Below are 18,411 nucleotides of genomic sequence, written 5' to 3'. Positions count from 1 at the left end.
TGCGCCACCGGCTGCCACGGGGGCGGTCGGTGGCGCAGCGGCCCGGGGGGCGGTCGGTGGGTCAGCCGCCGAGGCTGGCCGCGGCCGAGGCGATCGACGCGGCGAACGTGCTGACCTGGGTGTAGACGCCGGGGGCGTTGGGCCTGGCGCAGCCGTCGCCCCAGCTCACGATGCCCACCTGGATCCACGCGTTGGCGGCGTCGCGGCGGAACATCGGGCCGCCGGAGTCACCCTGGCAGGTGTCGGTGCCACCGCTGGCGTAGCCGGCGCAGATCTCCTCGGCCGGGATCAGCTCGCCGGGGTAGGAGGACGAGCAGCTGGCGTCGCTGACGAACGGCACGGTGGCCTTGAGCAGGTACCGCTGCTGGGCACCACCCTCCCGGGCGGCACCCCAACCGGCGACGGTGAAGGTGCCGCTGTCGTACGCGGTGGTGGTGGCGATGGGCAGGGTGGCCTGCGAGGTGACCGGGGTGGCGAGCCGGATGAGCGCCCAGTCCTTGCCGCTGCCGTTGTAGCCGGGGGCCCGGTAGACGTAGTTGGACTTGACCTGGATGCGGCTGCTCGACTGGAGGTCGACCGCGCCGAGGGTCGCGGTGATGGTGGTGTTCGTGCCGGTGCGGTTCACGCAGTGGGCGGCGGTGAGCACCAGCCGGGGGCTGTAGAGCGCCCCGCCGCAGCCCATGGAGAGCCGGACCATGAACGGGAACTCGCCCTGCGCGGCCCGGGTGCCGCCGACGACGGACGGGGCCGCGTCGGGGGTGGGCGCCGCGGTGGCCGGGGCGGTCAGGACGAGCGACCCGGCGGTGATCGCCACCATCGTGGCGGCCATCCGGCCGATGAGACTGCGCCAACGGTTCACAGGGCCTCCAACCCTCGGCGGCGCGCCTGCTTGGGGGCGCCGGTTCGATGGCGGGAGCCTAGATCGATCGATTGACGTGCATCAACATCCTGTTGGGGTCATACGATCGCGGCCGCGGCCCGACCCGGCACGCGGGATCACCCGGCCGGGCGGGGATGAAGCCGGAGCGGCGGGGTATGCCAGCGCCCGGCCTGGAGGAGTGTCGACCGGTGTCGCGGGCAATCCGCGACCGGACGCGGGCGGGCCGGGTCACCACCCGGCCCGCCCGCCGTACCGATGGCCGCTCAGTTGCCGGTGAGGAAGTTCCAGGCGTCCATCACCCACTGGGTCTGCTGAAGGTAGGCGATGCCCACCCCGGCCAGGAACACCCCGGTCACCAGGTGCGCGCCCCGGGCGCTGCGGCGTACCCGGCCGAGCTGACGTTCCAGGATCACCCGGCCGAGCAGCCGGGACAGCGCGAACAGGCCGACCGCCACCAGCAGGCTTAGCAGGAAGGTCAGCAGCGGGGTGCCCAGGTCGCCCCGGCCGGAGATGGCCCAGATGCCCCAGCAGACGAAGGCGAAGAGGGCACCGGCGGCGCTCCACTCGCCACCCCGGCGCAACTGCTCCACGTGCCAGCTCATCGGCCGGCGCGGTGCGGCGGGCTCGGCCCAGCCGGACTGGTCGTGGTCGACCACCGGGAACGGCTCGGTGCGCGGAGCCCGGGGCTGCCCCACCGAGGCGACACCCCGGCGGAACGGTTCCCGCTGCGGCGGCACCCCGACACCGGGCTGGGGCGGCACCTCGACGGTCCGCTCGGCCCACGGCTGTGTCTGGTCTGCCATCTCGTTTCCTCCCCATGACCGGTGCCGGCCGTCGACCGGTCCACCGTCTTCGAGGGTAGCGAGCGGACAAACTGCCGCGCCCGGCCCGGCCCGACAGGAGCCGTCGGGCGGTACGGTCGGGAGATGGTGGATGCGGAGCGGCGGCGACGTCGGCTACGGCACCAGCCGGAGCCGGCGGACGGGGGTGGTGAGCCGCCGACGGTGGCCACGGCCGAGGTGCACGACGGGCCCCCACCGCCACGGGCCCGGCGGGCCCCGGGCGGCGAGGACGGCGAGCGGGGCCTGCGTGGACTTGTCGGTTCCGGCTCGTCGCAGGTCAGCGTGCGCGCCGCGCTACGGGCCCGGGACGCGGCCCGCCCCACCGAGCAGGACCTGGCCGAGGCCGAGGAACGCCTGGTGATCATCCGACGGAACTGGGTGCCCCGGGAGGACCTGCCCCGTTCGGGCCGGTGACCGGGCCGGCCGGTGACCGGCCCGGTCGACGGATCGGGGCGGGCGGCGGTCAGGACAGGTCGGCGGGGGCGGGCAGCGGGGGCAGCTCGCGGGTGCGCTCGTACTCGGCCACCTGGGCGATCCGGCGGGCGTGCCGCTCGTTGCCGGAGAACGGGGTGGTGAGGAACGCCTCGACGATGGCGGCGGCCTCGTCGAGGGTGTGCTGGCGGGCGCCGACGGCCACCACGTTGGCGTCGTTGTGCTGCCGGCCGAGCTGGGCGGTCTCGATGCTCCAGGCCAGCGCCGCCCGGACGCCGGCGACCTTGTTGGCGGCGATCTGCTCGCCGTTGCCGGAGCCGCCGATGACCACGCCCAGGCTGCCCGGGTCGGCCACCACCCGGTCGCCGGTGTGCAGGCAGAAGGTCGGGTAGTCGTCGTCGGGGTCGAAGGCGTGCGGGCCCACGTCGACCAGCTCGTAGCCCTGCTTGGCCAGGTGATTGGCCAGGTGCACCTTCAACTCGAAACCGGCGTGATCGGATCCCAGGTAGACGCGCATACCGGGCAGTCTGTCAGGGCCGCGCCCCGGCCCGCCGTGGGGGCGGCGTGCCGGGGCGGATTCGTCACAGGATTCAGCGGGGCAGCTCGGCGACGACCAGGCCGCCGCGTGCCTTCGGGGTGAACCAGGTGCTCTTGCGGGGCATCTTCTCCCGGGCCAGGTTCACCGCGACGAAGTCGTCCACGGTCACCGGGGCGATCAGGACGGCGAGCTCCGCCCGGCCGGCGTCGACCTCGCCGGTGAGCCAGCTCGCCGGGTAGTCGCCGCCGACGTAGGTGATCCGCTTGTCGCCCGGGTCGAGGCCGAGGGCGTCGCGCAGCAGCAGCCGTTCCACCAGGGCGTGGTCGAGGTTCTCCAGCCGGGCGGCGGTCGCGTCGTGCGGCAGGGTCACCGCGTACCCCTGGCCGGCGAGGCGGAGGTGCACGGTGCCGCCGGCCGCCGGGACCTCGACCGGGCCGTCGAGGGGGCTGATCCGCGCGCCGGCGGTGCGCAGCCGGTCGAGCAGCTCGTCGGGGGTGCAGGGCAGCTCGCTGACCAGCCGGTTGTAGGGCTGGATGGCGACCGACGCCGGAGTGGTGACCACCGCGAGGAAGCGCGGGAAGCCACCGGTCTGCGCGGCCAGGCTGCGGTGGTTGCCGTCGGCGACCACCAGTTCGCCGCCGCCGGCCAGCGCGGTCAGCGCGTCCTGCTCGGGGCCGGGGCCGAGCAGCCAGATGGCGTGCGTGCGGCCGGCCTGGTCGGTGTCGGTGGCCGCCGGCGCGCCCGCCGCGTCGGTCGCCGCCGCGAGCGCGGCGTGCAGCTCGTCGCCGCGCCCGGTCTGGAGCAGGAGTACGGGCGAGAGCAGGTGACCCAGCGCCTCGGCCAGGGCGACCCGCTCCCGCACCTTGGCGATGAACACGTCCTCGTTGCGGATCACCAGGCCGGGCTCGTCGGCGCTGGTGGAGATCTGGTCGGTGTCGACCATGGCGAACAGCCCGTACGCCGGTTCCTCCCCCGGCGCGCTGATCCGGTAGAGGACCACGACCTGCTCGGCGGGGGTGTAGCTGCCGTCGTCCTTGGCCTCGGTGAGCCGGGCCACCGCGTCGCCGAGCGCGTCGGAGAAGGACTTCCCCAGGCTCTCCGGCGCCCGGTGGGGCATCTCGATGCCGAGGGCACTGTGCGGGTTCGCCTCGATGATCGCGGTGATCTCCGCGTCGTCGGCGAACTCGTCGTAGTTCTGCGCGCCGGTGCCGCCAGTGGTGATCCAGGCCCGGGTGATCGGATGCACGACCGTCATGGGGGTTGACGCTACCGGCGACGACGGCCCCCGCGACGCCGACCCCGCGCCGGGTCCACCAGATGAACCGTCGCGCCGGTGGGGCCTGCCCGGTCGGCGCGGGCCCCACCGGGGTGACGGTCAGTCGAAGATCGGGCCCAGCTCGCGGGACCGCTTCAGCTCGTAGAAGCCGGGGGTGCCGGCGACCAGCAGGACGCCGTCCCAGAGCCGGCCGGCGGCCTCACCCTTGGGCGACGGGGTGATGACCGGGCCGAAGAAGGCGACCTTCTCGCCGTCCGGGCCGGGGGCGTGTACCACGGGGGTGCCGACGTCGGTGCCGACCGGGCGCATCCCGGCCTCGTGGCTGGCCCGCAGCGCCTCGTCGTACTCGGTGGAGTCGGCGGCGTCGGCGAACGACGGGTCCAGCCCGACGTCGGCCAGCGCCGCGGTGATCATCTCCCGGCCCAGCTGCTCCTTGCCGAGGTGGATGCGGGTGCCCATGGCGGTGTAGAGCTTCGCCAGCGTCGCGCCGCCGTGCGCCTGCTCCACGGCGATGCAGACCCGGACCGGCCCCCAGCCCAGCTTCATCATCTCCTGGTACTGCTCGGGCAGCTCCCGGCCCTCGTTGAGGACCGAGAGACTCATCACGTGGTAACTGATGTCCACATCCCGGACCTGCTCGACCTCCAGCAGCCAACGGGAGGTGATCCAGGCCCACGGGCACAGCGGGTCGAACCACATGTCGACGGCGACACGTTCGGTCACGGTGGAATCCCTTCGTGACGTCAGGCACGCCGGCGGACCCGGCGCGGTTACCCGTCGATCCTCACCCCGAACGGCATCGATCGGTAGCGGAATGAGAGCGTGACGTCGACCACCGCAGGGTCGGTGCATGGAAGACTCGGCTCGGGTCGCCGCCACGAGCGGCCGGCAGGGGCTGGCGCAGCCGGAGGGCGGCGAGAGTGGGATGGAGACGAAAGTGCCAGGAGTGCGCAACCTGACCCAGGTCGAGGCCACCGAGCGGGCCCGCCTGCTGGAGGTCACCGGGTACGACATCAACCTCGACCTGTCAACCGCGGTGCAGGCCGAGGGCCGCACGTTCCGGTCGGTGACCGAGGTCAGGTTCCGCTGTGCCGAACCCGGCGCCGGCACCTTCATCGAGACGGCCGCCGAGTCGGTGCGCGCGGCGACGCTCAACGGCGAGCCGGTGGACCTCGCCGGCTGGTCGGCCGACAAGGGGCTGACGCTGACCGGGCTGGCCGCCGAGAACGTGCTCGTGGTGGACGCCGACTTCGGCTACTCCAACAGCGGGCAGGGCCTGCACCGCACCGTCGACCCGGTCGACGGGGAGACGTACCTCTACAGCCAGTTCGAGACGGCCGACGCGCAGAAGGTCTTCGCCTGCTTCGACCAGCCCGACCTGAAGAGCGTCTACACCTGGCACGCCACCGTCCCGGCGCACTGGCGGGTGGTGTCCAACATGCCCGTCGACCGGGAGGAACCGGCCGGCGCGGGGCTCAAGACCGTCCACTTCACCACCTCGGCGCGGATGAGCACCTACATCACCGCGCTGTGCGCCGGGCCGTACCACGAGGTGCGGGACAGTCACGACGGCATCGACCTGGGCGTCTTCTGCCGGGCCTCGATGGCCCCCCACCTGGACGCCGACAACCTGTTCCTGATCACCAAGCAGGGCTTCGACTTCTTCCACGAGCAGTTCGGGGTGCGGTACCCGCTGCCCAAGTACGACCAGCTGTGGGTGCCCGACTTCAACGCCGGCGCGATGGAGAACTTCGGCTGCGTCACCCACGCCGAGTCGCACTACCTGTTCCGCTCGCAGGTCACCGACTTCGAGTACGAGCAGCGGGCCAACACGATCCTGCACGAGCTGGCCCACATGTGGTTCGGCGACCTGGTCACCATGCGCTGGTGGAACGACCTGTGGCTCAACGAGTCGTTCGCCGAGTGGGCCAGCCACTGGTGCAACACCCACGCCACCCGGTTCTCCGAGGCGTGGACGACCTTCCTGTCGATCCGCAAGAACTGGGGTTACCGGCAGGACCAGCTCTCCTCCACCCACCCGGTCTACTGCGAGATGCCGGACCTGGAGGCGGTCGAGGTCAACTTCGACGGCATCACGTACGCCAAGGGCGCCAGCGTGCTCAAGCAGCTCGTGGCGTACGTCGGTGAGGAACCGTTCCTGGCCGGGCTGCGGGCGTACTTCGGCAAGCACGCGTGGGGCAACGCCACCTTCGACGACCTGCTGTCGGAGCTGGAGACGGCCTCCGGCCGGGAGCTGCGCAAGTTCGCCGCCCAGTGGCTGGAGACCGCCCAGGTCAACACGCTGCGTCCCGAGGTGACCATCGGTGCCGACGGCGGCTACGAGCGGGTGTTGGTCCGGCAGGAGGCCCCGGCCGGCCACCCGACGCTGCGCACCCACCGCATCGGCGTCGGCCTGTACGACCTGACCGACGGCCGGCTGGTCCGCCGGGAGCGGGTCGAGGTGGACGTCACCGGTGAGGTGACCGAACTGACGGTGCTGCACGGCCGGCCGGCCGCCGACGTGCTGCTGCTCAACGACGACGACCTGACCTACGCCAAGCTGCGGCTCGACGAACGGTCGATGGCGACCGTGGTGCAGCACATCGCCGGCTTCGACTCGTCGCTGGCCCGGGCACTGTGCTGGACGGCGGCCTGGGACATGGTCCGCGACGCCGAGCTGTCCACCCGCGACTACGTGGCGCTGGTGCTGGCCGGGCTGCCCGCCGAGACCGACATCAACCTGGTCACCGCCACCCTGCGGCAGGCCAGCACCGCGCTGATCTTCTACGCCGACCCGGCCTGGGCCCCGACCGGCTGGGCCGGGCTGTCCCGGGCCGCGAAGGACGCGCTGGCGGCGGCCGAGCCGGGCAGCGGCTTCCAGCTCGCCTGGGCCCGGGCGTACGCCTCGGCGGCCCGCGCCGACGAGGACCTGGCGACGCTGCGCGGCTGGCTGGCCGACACCGACGTGCCGGCGGGCCTGACCATCGACACCCAGCTGCGCTGGACGGTGCTGCAGTCGCTGGTGGCCAAGGGGGCGGCCGGCACCGCCGAGATCGAGGCGGAGCTGGCCGGCGACCGGACGGCCTCCGGTGAGCGGGAGGCCGCGTACGCGCACGCGCTGGTGCCGACCGAGGCGAACAAGGCGTCGGTGTGGTCCCTGCTGACCGGCCCGGACGCGCTGCCGAACTGGCGTAACCGGGCGCTGTTGCAGGGCCTGACCCACCCGACGCAGGTCGCCCTGACCGCGCCGTACCGGGAGCGGTACTTCGCCACGGTGGCGCAGGTGTGGGCGCAGCGCGACAGCGAGCCGGCGCAGGAGTTCGTGCAGCTGGCGTACCCGGCGTACCTGGTCGAGGAGGAGACGGTGGCGGCGACCGACGCGTGGCTGGCCGGCGACGGGCACCCGGCCTCGCTGCGCCGTCTGGTGGCCGAGGGGCGCGACGGGGTGGTCCGGGCGCTGAAGGCCCGCGCGCGGGACGCCCGCAGCAGCTGACGTCGAGGTGGACCGGCCCGGGGCCGGCGCGGGTGCGAGCCCACGCCGGCCCCGGGCCGTGCTGCGGTGCCGGCCCGGCGCGGGGGTGCCGGTGCACGCCGGGAACCCGTGGACGCGACGGAGCCCGGTCCGCGTGGTGCGGGCCGGGCTCCGGACGGTCGGGACGGGCGGCGGGGCTCAGGCCCGGCCGGCGTGGCTGGCGAGCTGGTCGAGGCCCTGGATGATGCCGCCGGCCAGGTCCCCGCCGCCGAAGGACGCCACCATGGACAGCGCGGCCAGCTTGACGTACGTGTCGGGGATGCGCTTGCGGGCGTACCGGCCGGTGACGACCTCCAGCTGACGCTGGTTGGGCGACACGGCGATCAGCACCGACCGGTCCGGCTCGGCGAGTTGGCGGTGCAGCCGCTCGGCGTGCTCCCGGACCGGCTCGTCGAGGCCGCCGACGTAGACCGAGAAGACCAGGCCGCTGCCCTGGTCGGCCAGGCGCAGCGCCTCGTCGATGCGCAGCAGTTGCCGGGTCGAGAACGGCCCGTCCAGCACCTCGGGCGGGGTGCCCGTACCGGTCTCGGCCACCTGCTCACCAACGGTCACTTGCGCCTCCGGTTCCACCGGCCGGCGCCTCGATGCCGGCCTGCTGCTGCTTGTGGCTGGTCAGCGCCGGCGCCTGGGCACCGGCGGCCAGGGCGGTGCCGGCCGAGTCGGCCAGCTGCTCCGGGCGGCCCAGGAACCAGACCGGCGTGAAGTCGAAGCGTCGGCCCGGCCGGTAGCGCTTGGCGCCGCCGCCGCTGCCGTGGTTGGCGGCGTAGACCAGCCCGACGATCACCAGCACCACCGCCGCCGGGATGCCGACGAAGATCAGCAACGTGTCAGTGACAGACAATCCCAACGCCCCCAGGCGGTAAGAGAGACCAGAGCTTCCGGGTCGGGTGGACGATCGTGACACCGTGCTCCCGACTCCGCTGCCATTCACGTTAGCGGAGCCGACGCCCCGCGAGCCTGCGGGGTGCCGATCCCACCTGTCACTCCAGTGTTCCAGCGGCCCCACGGCGGGGACGAGTCGGGTCACCCGGTCCCATCCTGCCGGTTCGGCACCCGATCGCGCCGGGGCGACACGACAGGCACGGGTGTGGCGTCCGCCCCATATTCCGCTGACATGACCCGGCCGGGATTGCCGGTCTCGGTGCCGGGACCCGGAGGATGGCCCGTACCGATCGGACGTTTTCGATCGATTCCGGTCCACCCACCCGCAGGGAGCCCCCCGTGCAACCCGTGCCTGCCCTCCACCCCCACCCCACCCGGCCCCGGTCCCGCCGGCCCTGGCCCCGACTGGTCACCCGCCCGCTGCTCGCGCTCGCCCTGGTCGGCGGCAGCGCGGTCGCCGCGCCCGCCGCGCCCGTCGACGTCCGGCCGGTCGCGGCGTCCGCCGCCAACCCGTACGAGCGGGGTCCCGCCCCGACGACGGCCAGCATCGAGGCCACCCGGGGCCCGTTCGCCATCGCCCAGAGCACCGTCGCGGCGTCCGCCGTGAGCGGGTTCCGGGGTGGCACGATCTACTACCCGACCAGCACCGCCGAGGGCACCTTCGGCGCGGTCGCGATCTCCCCCGGCTACACCGCCAGCCAGTCCAGCGTCGCCTGGCTCGGCCCCCGGCTGGCCTCCCAGGGTTTCGTGGTCATCACCATCGACACCCTCTCCGTGTACGACCAGCCGGCCTCCCGGGGCACCCAACTGCTGGCCGCGTTGGACTACCTGGCCGGCAGCAGCGCCGTGCGGACCCGGATCGACCGCAACCGGCTCGCGGTGATGGGGCACTCGATGGGCGGCGGCGGCAGCCTGTCGGCGGCGAACACCAGGCCCGCGTTGCAGGCCGCCATCCCGCTCACCGGCTGGCACACCGTCAAGAACTGGTCGTCGCTACGGGTGCCGACGCTGGTGATCGGCGCGGAGAACGACTCGACCGCTCCGGTGGCGTCGCACTCGGAGCCGTTCTACACCAGCATGCCGGCGAGCCTGGACAAGGCCTACCTGGAGTTGAACGCGGCCGGCCACTCCGCGCCGACCTCACCGAACGTCACCGTGGCGAAGTACAGCATCTCCTGGCTGAAGCGGTTCGTCGACGACGACACCCGCTACGAGCAGTTCCTCTGCCCCGCGCCCCGGGGCAGCGCGATCGAGGAGTACCGGGACACCTGCCCGCACTCCTGACCGCGTACCGGCCGGTCCCGTCGCCCCACCCGGCGGCGGGGCCGCACCCGTGGGGCACGGCGGATCAGGACAGCGTGCCCGGGGGCGCCACCCACTCCGAGCGCGGACCGCCGACCTCGGCGAGCAGGTCGAAGTCACGGTCGTAGTGGAGCACGGTGGCGGAATACTCGGCGGCGGCAGCCGCCACCACGACGTCCACCGGGCTGGCCGCCCGGTGGTGCCCACGGGCGGTCAACGCCAGTTGCAGATCACGTGCCCGGGTGGCGACGGCCGGAGTGATCGGCAGATCGATCATCAGTTCCGTCCGGCGGGCCCGCATCGCCATCGCGTCCCGGACATCGCGGGCGCTCCGTCCGTCTTCGAGGTCGAGCGGCAGACAGGTGGCCGCCAGCCGTTCCACCAGGAGCGCCGCGATGCGCTTGCCGACGGGCGGCTGGCGCAGGCGTCCCCAGGCGGACGTGTCGATCAGGTACAGACCGACCGGTGTGGTCACGCCGCGTCCCGGGTGCCCCGGGGTGTCTTGTCGTCTTCGAGCAGACCCGTCCAGTCGCGGTCGATCGCGAGGAGTTCGCGAACGGCCTCCAGCCGCTCGCTGCGCTCCGCCACCAGCCGGAGCGCAGCATGGATGGTGTCCTTCTTGCTCTTGGTGCCCAGTTCGAGGCGGGCCCGTTCGAGCAGTTCATCGTCGAGATCGATGACAGTTTTCATCGGCAGATGATATACCCCCGAGCGGGCCATATATAAGAACTGTCGGTCATCGGCGGGTCACATCGCGGTACGGGCCGACCACAGTTCGGGGAAGACCACCCGGGACATGCTGCGCTGCAACCAGGCCAGCCCGGCCGACCCGCCGCTGCCCACCTTGGCGCCCATGGTGCGCTGCACGGCCTTGACGTGGTTCCAGCGCCAGTCGCCGAACTGCTCGGCCACGTCGGCCAGCGCGTCGCCGAGCTGCCGCAGGTGGTTGTCCGGCCCGTCGTCGTCGTAGACCGCCACCCAGGCCGCCTCGATGCGGGGGTGCGGCAGGTGCTCGACGGCGACGTCCCGGTCGCGCAGCTCGGCGGGCAGTTCGTGTCCGTGCCGGTCGAGCAGGGCGATCACGTCGTCCCAGAGGCTCGGCGCGGCCAGCGCCGCGCGCAGGTCGTCGTAGATCTGGGCCTGGCGGCGGAAGGGACGGATCAGCGCCGGGTCGCGCAGCCCGAGCAGGAACTCCAGTTGGCGGTACATCGCGGACTGGAAGCCGGAGCCCTCGCCGAGCAGGTTGCGGAACCGGTTGAAGTCGGCGGGGGTCATCCAGCGCAGCCCACGCCAGGCGGCGTTGAGCCCCTCCAGGTGCAGGGCGGCCCGGCGCAGCGGGGCGAGCGCCGCCCACACCCGGTCGGCCCGCAGGTCACGCTGGGCCTGGCGCAGCTCGTGGCAGGTCAGCCCGAAGTACAGCTCCATGATCTGGCTGACCATCAGGAAGGACATCTCGCCCGGGTCGCTGCTCAGCGGCTGTTGGAGGGTGTGCAGGGTGCTGGCGTGCACGTACGCGTCGTAGGGCGTCCGGTCGGCGAACTCCAGGGTGGGCTCGCCGCCGTTGCGGGCGGCGCGGGCCCGGCGCTGCTGCGGGGTGGCCGGGCGTACCACCGGGTCCGGGGTGTGCGCCCGCAGGTCCGTCTGTTCCACCGTCTCGCCCCTCCGGTTCGGCTGTCCGAACATGATCTCCCGTCACGTACCCGTGGTGGAATGCCGCTTCGATGGAGCTGAGCGGCTGTCACTTCACGAACGGAAGGCGCTTCGCCGGGTTGACCTGCCGAAGATAAGGTAGGCGCGTGGACGAGATGGACTGGGCCCTGCTGCGCGAGTTGCAGGCCGACGCGCGGCTGTCGTACAGCGAGTTGTCCCGGCGGGTGCACCTGTCCCCACCGGCGGTCGCCGAACGGGTCCGCCGGCTGGAGGAGTCAGGCGTGGTCACCGGGTACCACGCGCACGTCGACCTCGCCCGCGCCGGCCGTCCCGTGGTGGCGCTGATCCGGATGTCCTGTTACGGCCCCCGGTGCATCCTGCACGACCCGAACGTCGCCGACTGGCCGGAGATCCAGGAGATCCACCGGATCACCGGCGACGCGTGCAGTGTGCTCAAGGTCGCCGCCGGTTCGATCGGGCAGTTCGAGGCGGTGATCGACAGGCTCGCCCCGTACGGACAGCCGTCCAGCACGATGGTGCTCTCCAGTCCGCTGCGGTGGCATCCGGTCACCCCGTTGCCGCCCGCCACCGACCCCGGGCGGGCCTGACTCCGGGTTTGCCCCCGGGCCAGCGGGAATGCAGCCCCGCACACCCGTCGCAGGATTCCGGCGAACCGTCGCCGGGAGGGGGGAATCATGCGGGGGCTCACTCTGCACCGTCGTGCCGTCCACGCCGTACTGGCGGTGCTCACCCTGGTCGGGGTGTTCGTCCTGACGGCGGCCGCCCCGGCGCGCGCCGGGGAGAACACCTTCGTCGAGGTCACGCCGAACACCGCGCAGGCCGGCACCCGGGTCAACGTCCGGGCGAGTTGCGACAACGCCAACAACCAGCAGGCCACCGTGCACTCGGACGCCTTCGGGCGGGTGGTGCTGCGACCCGACAACGGTTTCCTCACCGGCGCGGTCACCGTCCCGGGCAACAAGCAGCCCGGGGACTATCCGGTGGACCTGCGGTGCGCCAACGGCAACACCGCCTCGACCATGCTGACCGTGCTGAACATGGCCCAGCCGAGCAAGGGCCCGGCAACCGGCGGCGGCGGGACGGCGGGTGACCGGGGCAGCGGTTCGCTGCTGCTGGTCGGTGGCCTGGCGGTGATGGCCGTGGCGGCCGGGCTGGGCGTCTTCGGCGGCAACCGCCGGCGGACCCGGCCCGGCGCCTGACCACCTGTCGTCATGGCCCGCACCCGTTCCCGGCCGGCCGGCCACCGGTTGCGGGCGGCGGCCCGGCGTACCGTCCGGGTCGCCGCCGGCAGCCGGCGTGCCGCCCACCTGATCGCCGCCCGCACCCGCCGCGCCGCCCGGCGTTTCCGCCGGGTCGCCGGCCAGGCGTTCTCCGCCAGCGTGACCACCACCGACCCGGTCACCCAGGCGCGTCCGGTACGCCCGGTGCCGCGCGGCCCCGCGTTCGGCGGCCGGCTCGCCGGGTCCGGGCCGGGCCTGCCGGTGCTCGCCGTCGCCGCGGTGATGCTGCTGATCGTGGCGATGCTCGGGGTGGAGCGGGTCACCGGGATCAGCGTCCTGCCGGACCGGTTCGTCGCCGGGCTGCGTCCCCCGCCGAAGCGGTTCCCGGTGCTCTCGGGCAGCCCGCCGACCCAGATCGCCATCTCCCGGATCGACGTGCGGGCCCCGGTGCACCAGGTCGGCATCGCCCCGGACGGCAGCATCGACGTCCCGGCCGCCGCCCGCGCCCAGGAGGCCGGCTGGTACGACCAGGGCCCCACCCCCGGCCAGTACGGTCCGGCGGTGATCGTCGGGCACGTGGACACCACCACCGGGCCGGCGGTCTTCCACGGGCTGCGGGAACTGCGCGACGGCGACCGGATCGAGGTGACCCGCGCCGATCGCCGGGTGGCCGTCTTCGAGGTCGACCAGGTGCAGCGGTACGGCAAGGAACGGTTGCCGGTCGACGAGATCTTCGGCGACTTCAGCCGCCCCGGCCTGCGGCTGATCACCTGCGGCGGGCGCTGGATCGGCGGCGGGACCGGCTACGCCGACAACGTCGTGGTGTACGCCACCCTGGTCCGGGCCCGCTGACCCGCGCCGGGCCCCGAGCGCCCCCGTCGGCCACGCCCGGTCAGGCGGCCCCGGCCCCGAGCAGCGGTCAGCGGCCCCGCGCAGCAGTCAGGCGGCCTCGGCTTCGCGCAGCGGCTCCCGCAGGTCGAGCCAGTCCGCCCAACGCGGGTCGGGCGCGCGGTGGCCGAGCACCCGCCAGGCGTTGCCCTTCGGGGCGGCCGGCAGGCTGTGCAGCCGCCACCCCAGCTCGGCGGGGGTCTTGTCGCCCTTGGTGTGGTTGCACCGGGCGCACGCCGCGACCACGTTCTCCCAGGCGTGCCGGCCCCCACGGCTGCGCGGGAAGACGTGGTCGATGGTCTCGGCCGGGCCCCGGCAGTAGGCGCAGCGGTTGCCGTCGCGGGCGAAGATCGCCCGGCGGGAGAGCCCGACGTGGGTGCGGTAGGGCACCCGGACGAACCGGGTCAGCCGCACCACCGAGGGGACGGGGAGCGCATCGTGGGCGCTGTGCAGGATGCCGTCGCCGTCGGCGACACAGACGGCCTTGGCGGAGAGCACCAGGATCGCGGCGCGACGCACGGACACGACACACAGCGGCTCGTAGGTGGCGTTGAGGACCAGCGCGCCGGAGCCCACCGTGGGTCGTATGTCAGGCATCGTGCTCACCCTCCCGGTCCAGCCGCTCCCACCGCTGGCAGCGCCGGCCGGGCCCCGGGCAGCGGCGGGCCACGACCGACTCCGGCGGGATCACCGTCGTCCGTTGTGCCAATCGTCCCTGATCGGACCCACGATTGCACGCACTAATCCGGGGTACCCGCGGAACCCTCCGCGCGGTGTAGGAAGATGTCCGGTTCGGCACCGTACGATCACGGGCGTGGTGGGTCGGCCGCCGGCCGTCCGGCCCCCTGCGGTACGAAGACAGGGTGAGCGTCGTCAGCCTGTCGTCAGTCGTCCTGTCCGCCGCCCCGAGCCCGGCCCCGAGCGGCAGCCCGGGTTCCGGGGGCGGCTCGGGTGCCGACTGTCTGGGCAGCACCTCCTGCGAGTACCTGTACCGGGTGACCGGGTCGGCCTGGTTCGCCGAGGGCAGCTACTGGATCCTGCTCAAGCCGCTGCGGGTGGTGCTGATCCTGCTGCTGGCGTTCGTGGCCCGGTGGGCGCTGCACCGGACGATCAACCGGCTGGTCCGCACCACCGCGCACGGGGCGGTGCCCACGCTGCTGCGTCCGCTGCGCGAGCGGGTACCCAGCAGCACGCTGGATCCGAGCGAGTTCGTCCCCGAACGGCGTCGCCAACGGGCCGAGGCGATCGGCTCGGTGCTGCGCAGCATGGTCACCGCGTTCGTCTTCGGCATCGCGCTGCTGATGATCCTGCGCGAGTTCAGCTTCGACCTGGCCCCGTTGCTGGCCAGCGCCGGCATCGCCGGGGTGGCGCTGGGCTTCGGCGCGCAGAGTCTGGTGAAGGACCTGATCGCCGGGCTGTTCATGCTGATCGAGGACCAGTACGGCGTCGGCGACACGGTCGACCTGGGCGAGGCGACCGGGGTGGTCGAGTCGGTGGGGCTGCGGGTCACCACGGTCCGCGACGGTCGTGGGGTGCTCTGGTACATCCGCAACGGCGAGATCATCCGGGTGGGCAACAAGAGCCAGGGCTGGGCGCTGGTCGTGGTCGACCTGCCGATCGGGTTCGCCGGCACCGAGGAGGCCAACGCGGTGCTGCGGACGGCCGCCGCCTCGGTGGCGGTGGACCCGGAGCTGTCCGCCGAGATCGTCGAGCCGCCCGAGGTGCTCGGGGTGGAGCAGGTGACCGTCGACGGTGCGGTGATCCGTACGGTGGTCAAGACCACGGCGGACGGCCAGTTCGCGGTCGGCCGGGAGCTGCGCCGCCGGCTCGCCGAGGCGTTGGAGAACTCGGGCATCACCGCGCGGATCGCGGCGGCCCGGCTCTATCCGGGGCTGCCGCCGGTCGGCATGAGCACCGGCACCGGCCCGACCACCACCGGCACCAGCCCTGCGGTCGCCGGCACCCCCGCCGGCTCCACCGGCGTCGGCCCGGCGGACCCGACCGCCCCGACGACCGCCGGCACCGTCACCGCGGCCGGCCCGACCGGGCCGGCCGCCCCGACGGATTCGACGGCTCCGGGCACCCCGACGGGCCCCGGCGGTACCGGCGTCGGACGGGCCGGGGGGAGCTGAAACCGCAGCTCACGCCCGCGTGAACCGGCCCGATGGTCGGGGCTCGCGCGCCGGGCGGCCCCTCGGGTATCGTCCGTTCGTTCAGTCGGGCATGCGACGATCAATCCGTTCGCCCTAGTCAGTTGTCAGACGATCGGGCAGAATCCGGTGCACGCGTTCCCGGGAGCGTGATCACGTCATCGCTGATCCGCGAATCTGACGACGGGGCCCCGCCGGGCCATCACAAGTGGCCGGTGCCGGGGCACGATGGAGGCGACGGTGTCCGACGAGCGACCCGCCCCGGACCGGCCGGCCACCTTCCGTGAGGTGTTCGGGCAGGGGGAGTTCCGGGCGGTCTTCGCCGCCAGTGTCCTGTCCTGGGTCGGCGACTACGTCGCCAAGGCCGCCGTCACCGTGCTGGTCTACCAGGAGAGCCGCTCCGTCGCCCTGTCCGCCGCCGCGTTCGCGGTCAGCTACCTGCCGTGGCTGGTCGGCGGTCCACTGCTCGCCGCGCTCGCCGAGCGGTACCGGCACCGGCGGGTGATGGTGACCTGCGACGTGATCCGGATGCTGCTGACCGTCCTGATCGTGCTGCCCGGCCTGCCGGTCTGGGCGATCCTCGCGTTGCTGTTCGCCGCCACCCTGGCCAACCCGCCGAGCCAGGCGGCCCGCTCGGCGCTGCTGCCGGCGATCCTCACCGGCGACCGGCTGGTGCTCGGGCTGTCGCTCAACGCCAGCGCCAGCCAGGCCGCGCAGGTGGTCGGCTACCTGGCCGGCGCGGCGGTCGCGGCGGTCAGCCCGACGGCGGCGCTGCTGCTCAACGCGGCCACCTTCGGGCTGTCCGCCCTGTTCGTCCAGCTCGGCGTGCACGACCGGGAGCCGACGCTGAGTGCGGCGCACCGGACCCACCTGCTGCGGGAGACCGGCGAGGGGTTCCGGATCGTCTTCGGCACCCCCGTGCTGCGGGCGATCAGCCTGCTCGTGTTCAGCGCCATGCTCTTCTCGATCGTCCCGGAGGGACTGGCCGCCGCGTGGGCCGGCGAACGCTCCGGCAACGGCCTGGACTCGGGTGCCGCCCAGGCCGTCATCATGGCGGCCAACCCGGTCGGATACATCGTCGGCGGCCTGCTGGTCGGCCGGCTGGTCTCGCCCGCCGGCCGGCTCACCCTGATGCGACCGTTGGCGGTGCTCGCCCCGCTGGCCCTGGTGCCGGCGTTGCTGAACCCGCCCCCGGTGGTGGTCGCCCTGCTCGCGGCGGCCTGCGGCTTCGCAGTCGCCGGCCTGATCCCGACGGCGAACGGGCTGTTCGTCCGGGCCCTGCCCAACGGCTACCGGGCCCGCGCCTTCGGTGTGATGGCCACCGGCATCCAGGTGATCCAGGGTGGTGCGGTGCTGGTCACCGGCATGCTCGCCGACCGGTTCTCGGTGCCGGTGGTGGTCGGGGTGTGGAGCGCCGCCGGGGTGCTGCTGATGCTGTTCACCGCGCTGCGCTGGCCGGACCGGGCGACCGTCGACGCCGCCGTGAAGGCCGCCGACCTGGCTAACGCCGGCACCGGGTCACCGGCGGGCGGGCGGCCCGGGTCGGCGACGCGCCGGCCCGGGGAGCGGGCCCCCCGGCGGCACGCTGTGATGTGATCGGCCGGTGGGCGGCAGTCGTGGCGTCGCCGTACCTGGCAGGATGGAACGGTGGATTCCGCAGGCGACCTCCGGCCCGTTCCGTCGACTACCTTCTTCGACGCGGTCGGTGGTGAGCCCACCTTCCGGCGGCTGGTCGACCGGTTCTACGCCGGCATCGCCGCCGATCCGCTGCTGCGCCCGATGTACCCGGAGGGCGACCTCGGGCCGGCCACCGAGCGGATGACGCTGTTCCTGATGCAGTACTGGGGCGGCCCCAACACCTACTCGGCCCAGCGGGGGCATCCCCGGCTGCGGATGCGGCACGCGCCGTTCCGGATCGGCCCCGCCGAGCGGGACGCCTGGCTGCGCCACATGCGCCGGGCGGTGGACGAGTTGGACCTGCCGCCGGAGCACGCCGCCACCCTCTGGGACTACCTGGAGCGGTCGGCCTACTTCATGGTCAACGTGATGGAGGACCCGTCCGTCGGCTGACCCGGCCGCCCGCGTCGGCGCGGCCGGGGCCTCGGGTGGCTCAGAGCAGGGCACCCTCGTCGTGCAGCCAGTCGACGAACGTGGTCGCCACGGCCGCGCCGCAGTCGAGCATCTCCACCAGCAGCGCGTCGTGTGCCCCGGCGCCGAGCGGCACCTGCAACTCGGCGTAGATGGGCAGCTGGCCGCGCTCGGTGGGGTCGCCGATGTACGCCTTGCAGAACCGGCGGGTGTGGTTCCACTCGTTGACCACCCGGTAGGCCCGGTCGGCCCAGTCCGGCGGGACGGTGGCGTGCGGGCGGGCCCGCATCACCAGGATCTCGTCCTCGGGGCCTTCGAGGGTCACCAGCACCGCGTGCCGTTCCCACATGGCCAGCAGGTTGCCGTCACCGTCGGCCAGGTAACGCACGTCGAGCAGGTCGAGCGCGTCGCACACCCGGGCCAGGGTGACCGGCGCCACGGAGGCCGGCCGGTCGGTCACGACGGGCCGATCGGTTGCGGGGCAGTCCTCCGCCGGTTGCCGGGGCGGCGGTGGCCCCACCCGGATGCTGTCCACCGAGACTCCGCTTCGAGTTTCCGGGTCGCCGCCAGCGGCGGGACCAGGGCGCCATGACCACCACGGCATCGCTCGCGCACCTCACTCCCCAGCGGATCCAATCGCCTACGGTGCGTTGGATCCGAGGATGGACGGTACCCGGACAGCCGGGTTGAGACACCCCCCCAACGACAGC

The 18,411-nt window shown here is 73.4% G+C and carries 20 protein-coding genes and 1 pseudogene; 9 read left to right on the top strand and 12 right to left on the bottom strand.

The features are described from left to right. Positions 1-61: 61 nt before the first annotated feature. The gene (locus ACWCHM_RS02880; protein WP_454221419.1) at positions 62-859 is read right to left on the bottom strand and encodes a S1 family peptidase; all 798 of its coding nucleotides are present in this window, start codon (positions 857-859) and stop codon (positions 62-64) included. 284 nt (positions 860-1,143) lie between these two features. Further along, the gene (locus ACWCHM_RS02875; protein ID WP_204958118.1) at positions 1,144-1,683 is read right to left on the bottom strand and encodes a hypothetical protein; all 540 of its coding nucleotides are present in this window, start codon (positions 1,681-1,683) and stop codon (positions 1,144-1,146) included. Positions 1,684-1,806: 123 nt separating this feature from the next. Here ACWCHM_RS02875 and ACWCHM_RS02870 point away from each other — a divergent pair, with 123 nt between their 5' ends. Continuing rightward, positions 1,807-2,136 (top strand): hypothetical protein, encoded by a 330-nt coding sequence (locus tag ACWCHM_RS02870; RefSeq protein WP_204958117.1) that lies wholly within the window; start codon positions 1,807-1,809, stop codon positions 2,134-2,136. A gap of 49 nt (positions 2,137-2,185) precedes the next feature. Here ACWCHM_RS02870 and ACWCHM_RS02865 read toward each other — a convergent pair whose 3' ends face one another. The 3 genes from ACWCHM_RS02865 to ACWCHM_RS02855 all read right to left on the bottom strand — a co-directional run bounded on the left by ACWCHM_RS02865 (position 2,186) and on the right by ACWCHM_RS02855 (position 4,691). After that, positions 2,186-2,671 carry a ribose-5-phosphate isomerase gene (locus tag ACWCHM_RS02865; protein WP_281894895.1) on the bottom strand — a complete coding sequence of 162 codons (486 nt, stop codon included), beginning with the start codon at positions 2,669-2,671 and terminating at the stop codon, positions 2,186-2,188. A 73-nt stretch (positions 2,672-2,744) separates the two neighbouring features. Further along, on the bottom strand, positions 2,745-3,947 hold the full coding sequence (locus ACWCHM_RS02860) for a DUF1015 family protein (RefSeq protein ID WP_454221418.1): 1,203 nt from the start codon (positions 3,945-3,947) through the stop codon (positions 2,745-2,747). Between the two features lie 120 nt (positions 3,948-4,067). After that, positions 4,068-4,691 carry a mycothiol-dependent nitroreductase Rv2466c family protein gene (locus tag ACWCHM_RS02855; RefSeq protein ID WP_204958114.1) on the bottom strand — a complete coding sequence of 208 codons (624 nt, stop codon included), beginning with the start codon at positions 4,689-4,691 and terminating at the stop codon, positions 4,068-4,070. A 223-nt stretch (positions 4,692-4,914) separates the two neighbouring features. Here ACWCHM_RS02855 and pepN point away from each other — a divergent pair, with 223 nt between their 5' ends. Beyond that, positions 4,915-7,461 (top strand): aminopeptidase N, encoded by a 2,547-nt coding sequence (gene pepN / locus ACWCHM_RS02850; RefSeq protein WP_421490528.1) that lies wholly within the window; start codon positions 4,915-4,917, stop codon positions 7,459-7,461. Positions 7,462-7,638: 177 nt separating this feature from the next. On the opposite strand, the gene ACWCHM_RS02845 is transcribed toward pepN, so the two are convergent. Together ACWCHM_RS02845 and ctaJ are read right to left on the bottom strand one after the other, a co-directional pair. Further along, positions 7,639-8,052 (bottom strand): DUF5130 family protein, encoded by a 414-nt coding sequence (locus tag ACWCHM_RS02845; RefSeq protein WP_204958113.1) that lies wholly within the window; start codon positions 8,050-8,052, stop codon positions 7,639-7,641. Continuing rightward, entirely contained in the window at positions 8,039-8,341 is a 303-nt protein-coding gene (ctaJ, locus tag ACWCHM_RS02840; protein WP_435872827.1) for an aa3-type cytochrome oxidase subunit CtaJ, read from the bottom strand. Before ctaJ ends, ACWCHM_RS02845 begins: the two co-directional genes overlap by 14 nt. A 389-nt stretch (positions 8,342-8,730) precedes the next feature. Here ctaJ and ACWCHM_RS02835 point away from each other — a divergent pair, with 389 nt between their 5' ends. Further along, positions 8,731-9,666: a poly(ethylene terephthalate) hydrolase family protein gene (locus ACWCHM_RS02835; RefSeq protein ID WP_454223003.1), complete on the top strand. Its 936-nt coding sequence runs from the start codon at positions 8,731-8,733 to the stop codon at positions 9,664-9,666. A gap of 64 nt (positions 9,667-9,730) precedes the next feature. Here ACWCHM_RS02835 and ACWCHM_RS02830 read toward each other — a convergent pair whose 3' ends face one another. Genes ACWCHM_RS02830 through ACWCHM_RS02820 form a run of 3 tightly spaced genes read right to left on the bottom strand, consistent with a single transcriptional unit; the run spans position 9,731 to position 11,334 of the window. Further along, positions 9,731-10,159 carry a PIN domain-containing protein gene (locus ACWCHM_RS02830; protein ID WP_421490327.1) on the bottom strand — a complete coding sequence of 143 codons (429 nt, stop codon included), beginning with the start codon at positions 10,157-10,159 and terminating at the stop codon, positions 9,731-9,733. Next, on the bottom strand, positions 10,156-10,374 hold the full coding sequence (locus ACWCHM_RS02825; RefSeq protein ID WP_088646603.1) for a type II toxin-antitoxin system VapB family antitoxin: 219 nt from the start codon (positions 10,372-10,374) through the stop codon (positions 10,156-10,158). Before ACWCHM_RS02825 ends, ACWCHM_RS02830 begins: the two co-directional genes overlap by 4 nt. 57 nt (positions 10,375-10,431) lie before the next feature. Beyond that, the gene (locus ACWCHM_RS02820; RefSeq protein ID WP_204958112.1) at positions 10,432-11,334 is read right to left on the bottom strand and encodes a tryptophan 2,3-dioxygenase; all 903 of its coding nucleotides are present in this window, start codon (positions 11,332-11,334) and stop codon (positions 10,432-10,434) included. Positions 11,335-11,480: 146 nt separating this feature from the next. Between ACWCHM_RS02820 and ACWCHM_RS02815 the strand changes: the two genes are divergently transcribed. The 3 genes from ACWCHM_RS02815 (at position 11,481) to ACWCHM_RS02805 (ending at position 13,427) form a co-directional block, all read left to right on the top strand. Next, positions 11,481-11,942, top strand: a complete 462-nt coding sequence (locus ACWCHM_RS02815) for an Lrp/AsnC family transcriptional regulator (RefSeq protein ID WP_204958111.1) — start codon at positions 11,481-11,483, stop codon at positions 11,940-11,942. Positions 11,943-12,029: 87 nt separating this feature from the next. Continuing rightward, complete coding sequence (locus tag ACWCHM_RS02810; RefSeq protein WP_204958110.1) at positions 12,030-12,554, top strand: hypothetical protein; 525 nt, start codon at positions 12,030-12,032, stop codon at positions 12,552-12,554. Between the two features lie 48 nt (positions 12,555-12,602). Next, positions 12,603-13,427, top strand: coding sequence for a class F sortase (locus ACWCHM_RS02805; RefSeq protein WP_454223001.1), 825 nt, complete (start codon positions 12,603-12,605; stop codon positions 13,425-13,427). 87 nt (positions 13,428-13,514) lie between these two features. Here ACWCHM_RS02805 and ACWCHM_RS02800 read toward each other — a convergent pair whose 3' ends face one another. Beyond that, the gene (locus tag ACWCHM_RS02800; protein WP_204958108.1) at positions 13,515-14,060 is read right to left on the bottom strand and encodes an HNH endonuclease; all 546 of its coding nucleotides are present in this window, start codon (positions 14,058-14,060) and stop codon (positions 13,515-13,517) included. A 248-nt stretch (positions 14,061-14,308) separates the two neighbouring features. Between ACWCHM_RS02800 and ACWCHM_RS02795 the strand changes: the two are divergent. From ACWCHM_RS02795 to ACWCHM_RS02785, 3 genes and pseudogenes are all read left to right on the top strand, one after another. Continuing rightward, positions 14,309-15,397 (top strand): annotated as a pseudogene (locus ACWCHM_RS02795) (mechanosensitive ion channel family protein); the annotation flags it as partial. Positions 15,398-15,841: 444 nt separating this feature from the next. Further along, positions 15,842-17,209, top strand: a complete 1,368-nt coding sequence (locus ACWCHM_RS02790; RefSeq protein WP_204958107.1) for an MFS transporter — start codon at positions 15,842-15,844, stop codon at positions 17,207-17,209. Positions 17,210-17,260: 51 nt separating this feature from the next. Next, positions 17,261-17,683: a globin gene (locus ACWCHM_RS02785; protein WP_281894887.1), complete on the top strand. Its 423-nt coding sequence runs from the start codon at positions 17,261-17,263 to the stop codon at positions 17,681-17,683. 40 nt (positions 17,684-17,723) lie between these two features. On the opposite strand, the gene ACWCHM_RS02780 is transcribed toward ACWCHM_RS02785, so the two are convergent. After that, entirely contained in the window at positions 17,724-18,305 is a 582-nt protein-coding gene (locus tag ACWCHM_RS02780; RefSeq protein ID WP_204958105.1) for a type III secretion system chaperone family protein, read from the bottom strand. Positions 18,306-18,411 lie beyond the last annotated feature (106 nt).

It is taken from the genome of Micromonospora sp. SCSIO 07396, assembly GCF_053667945.1.
Note: the sequence above shows the minus strand (reverse complement) of the source record. Positions and strands in the feature narration are given on the sequence as shown.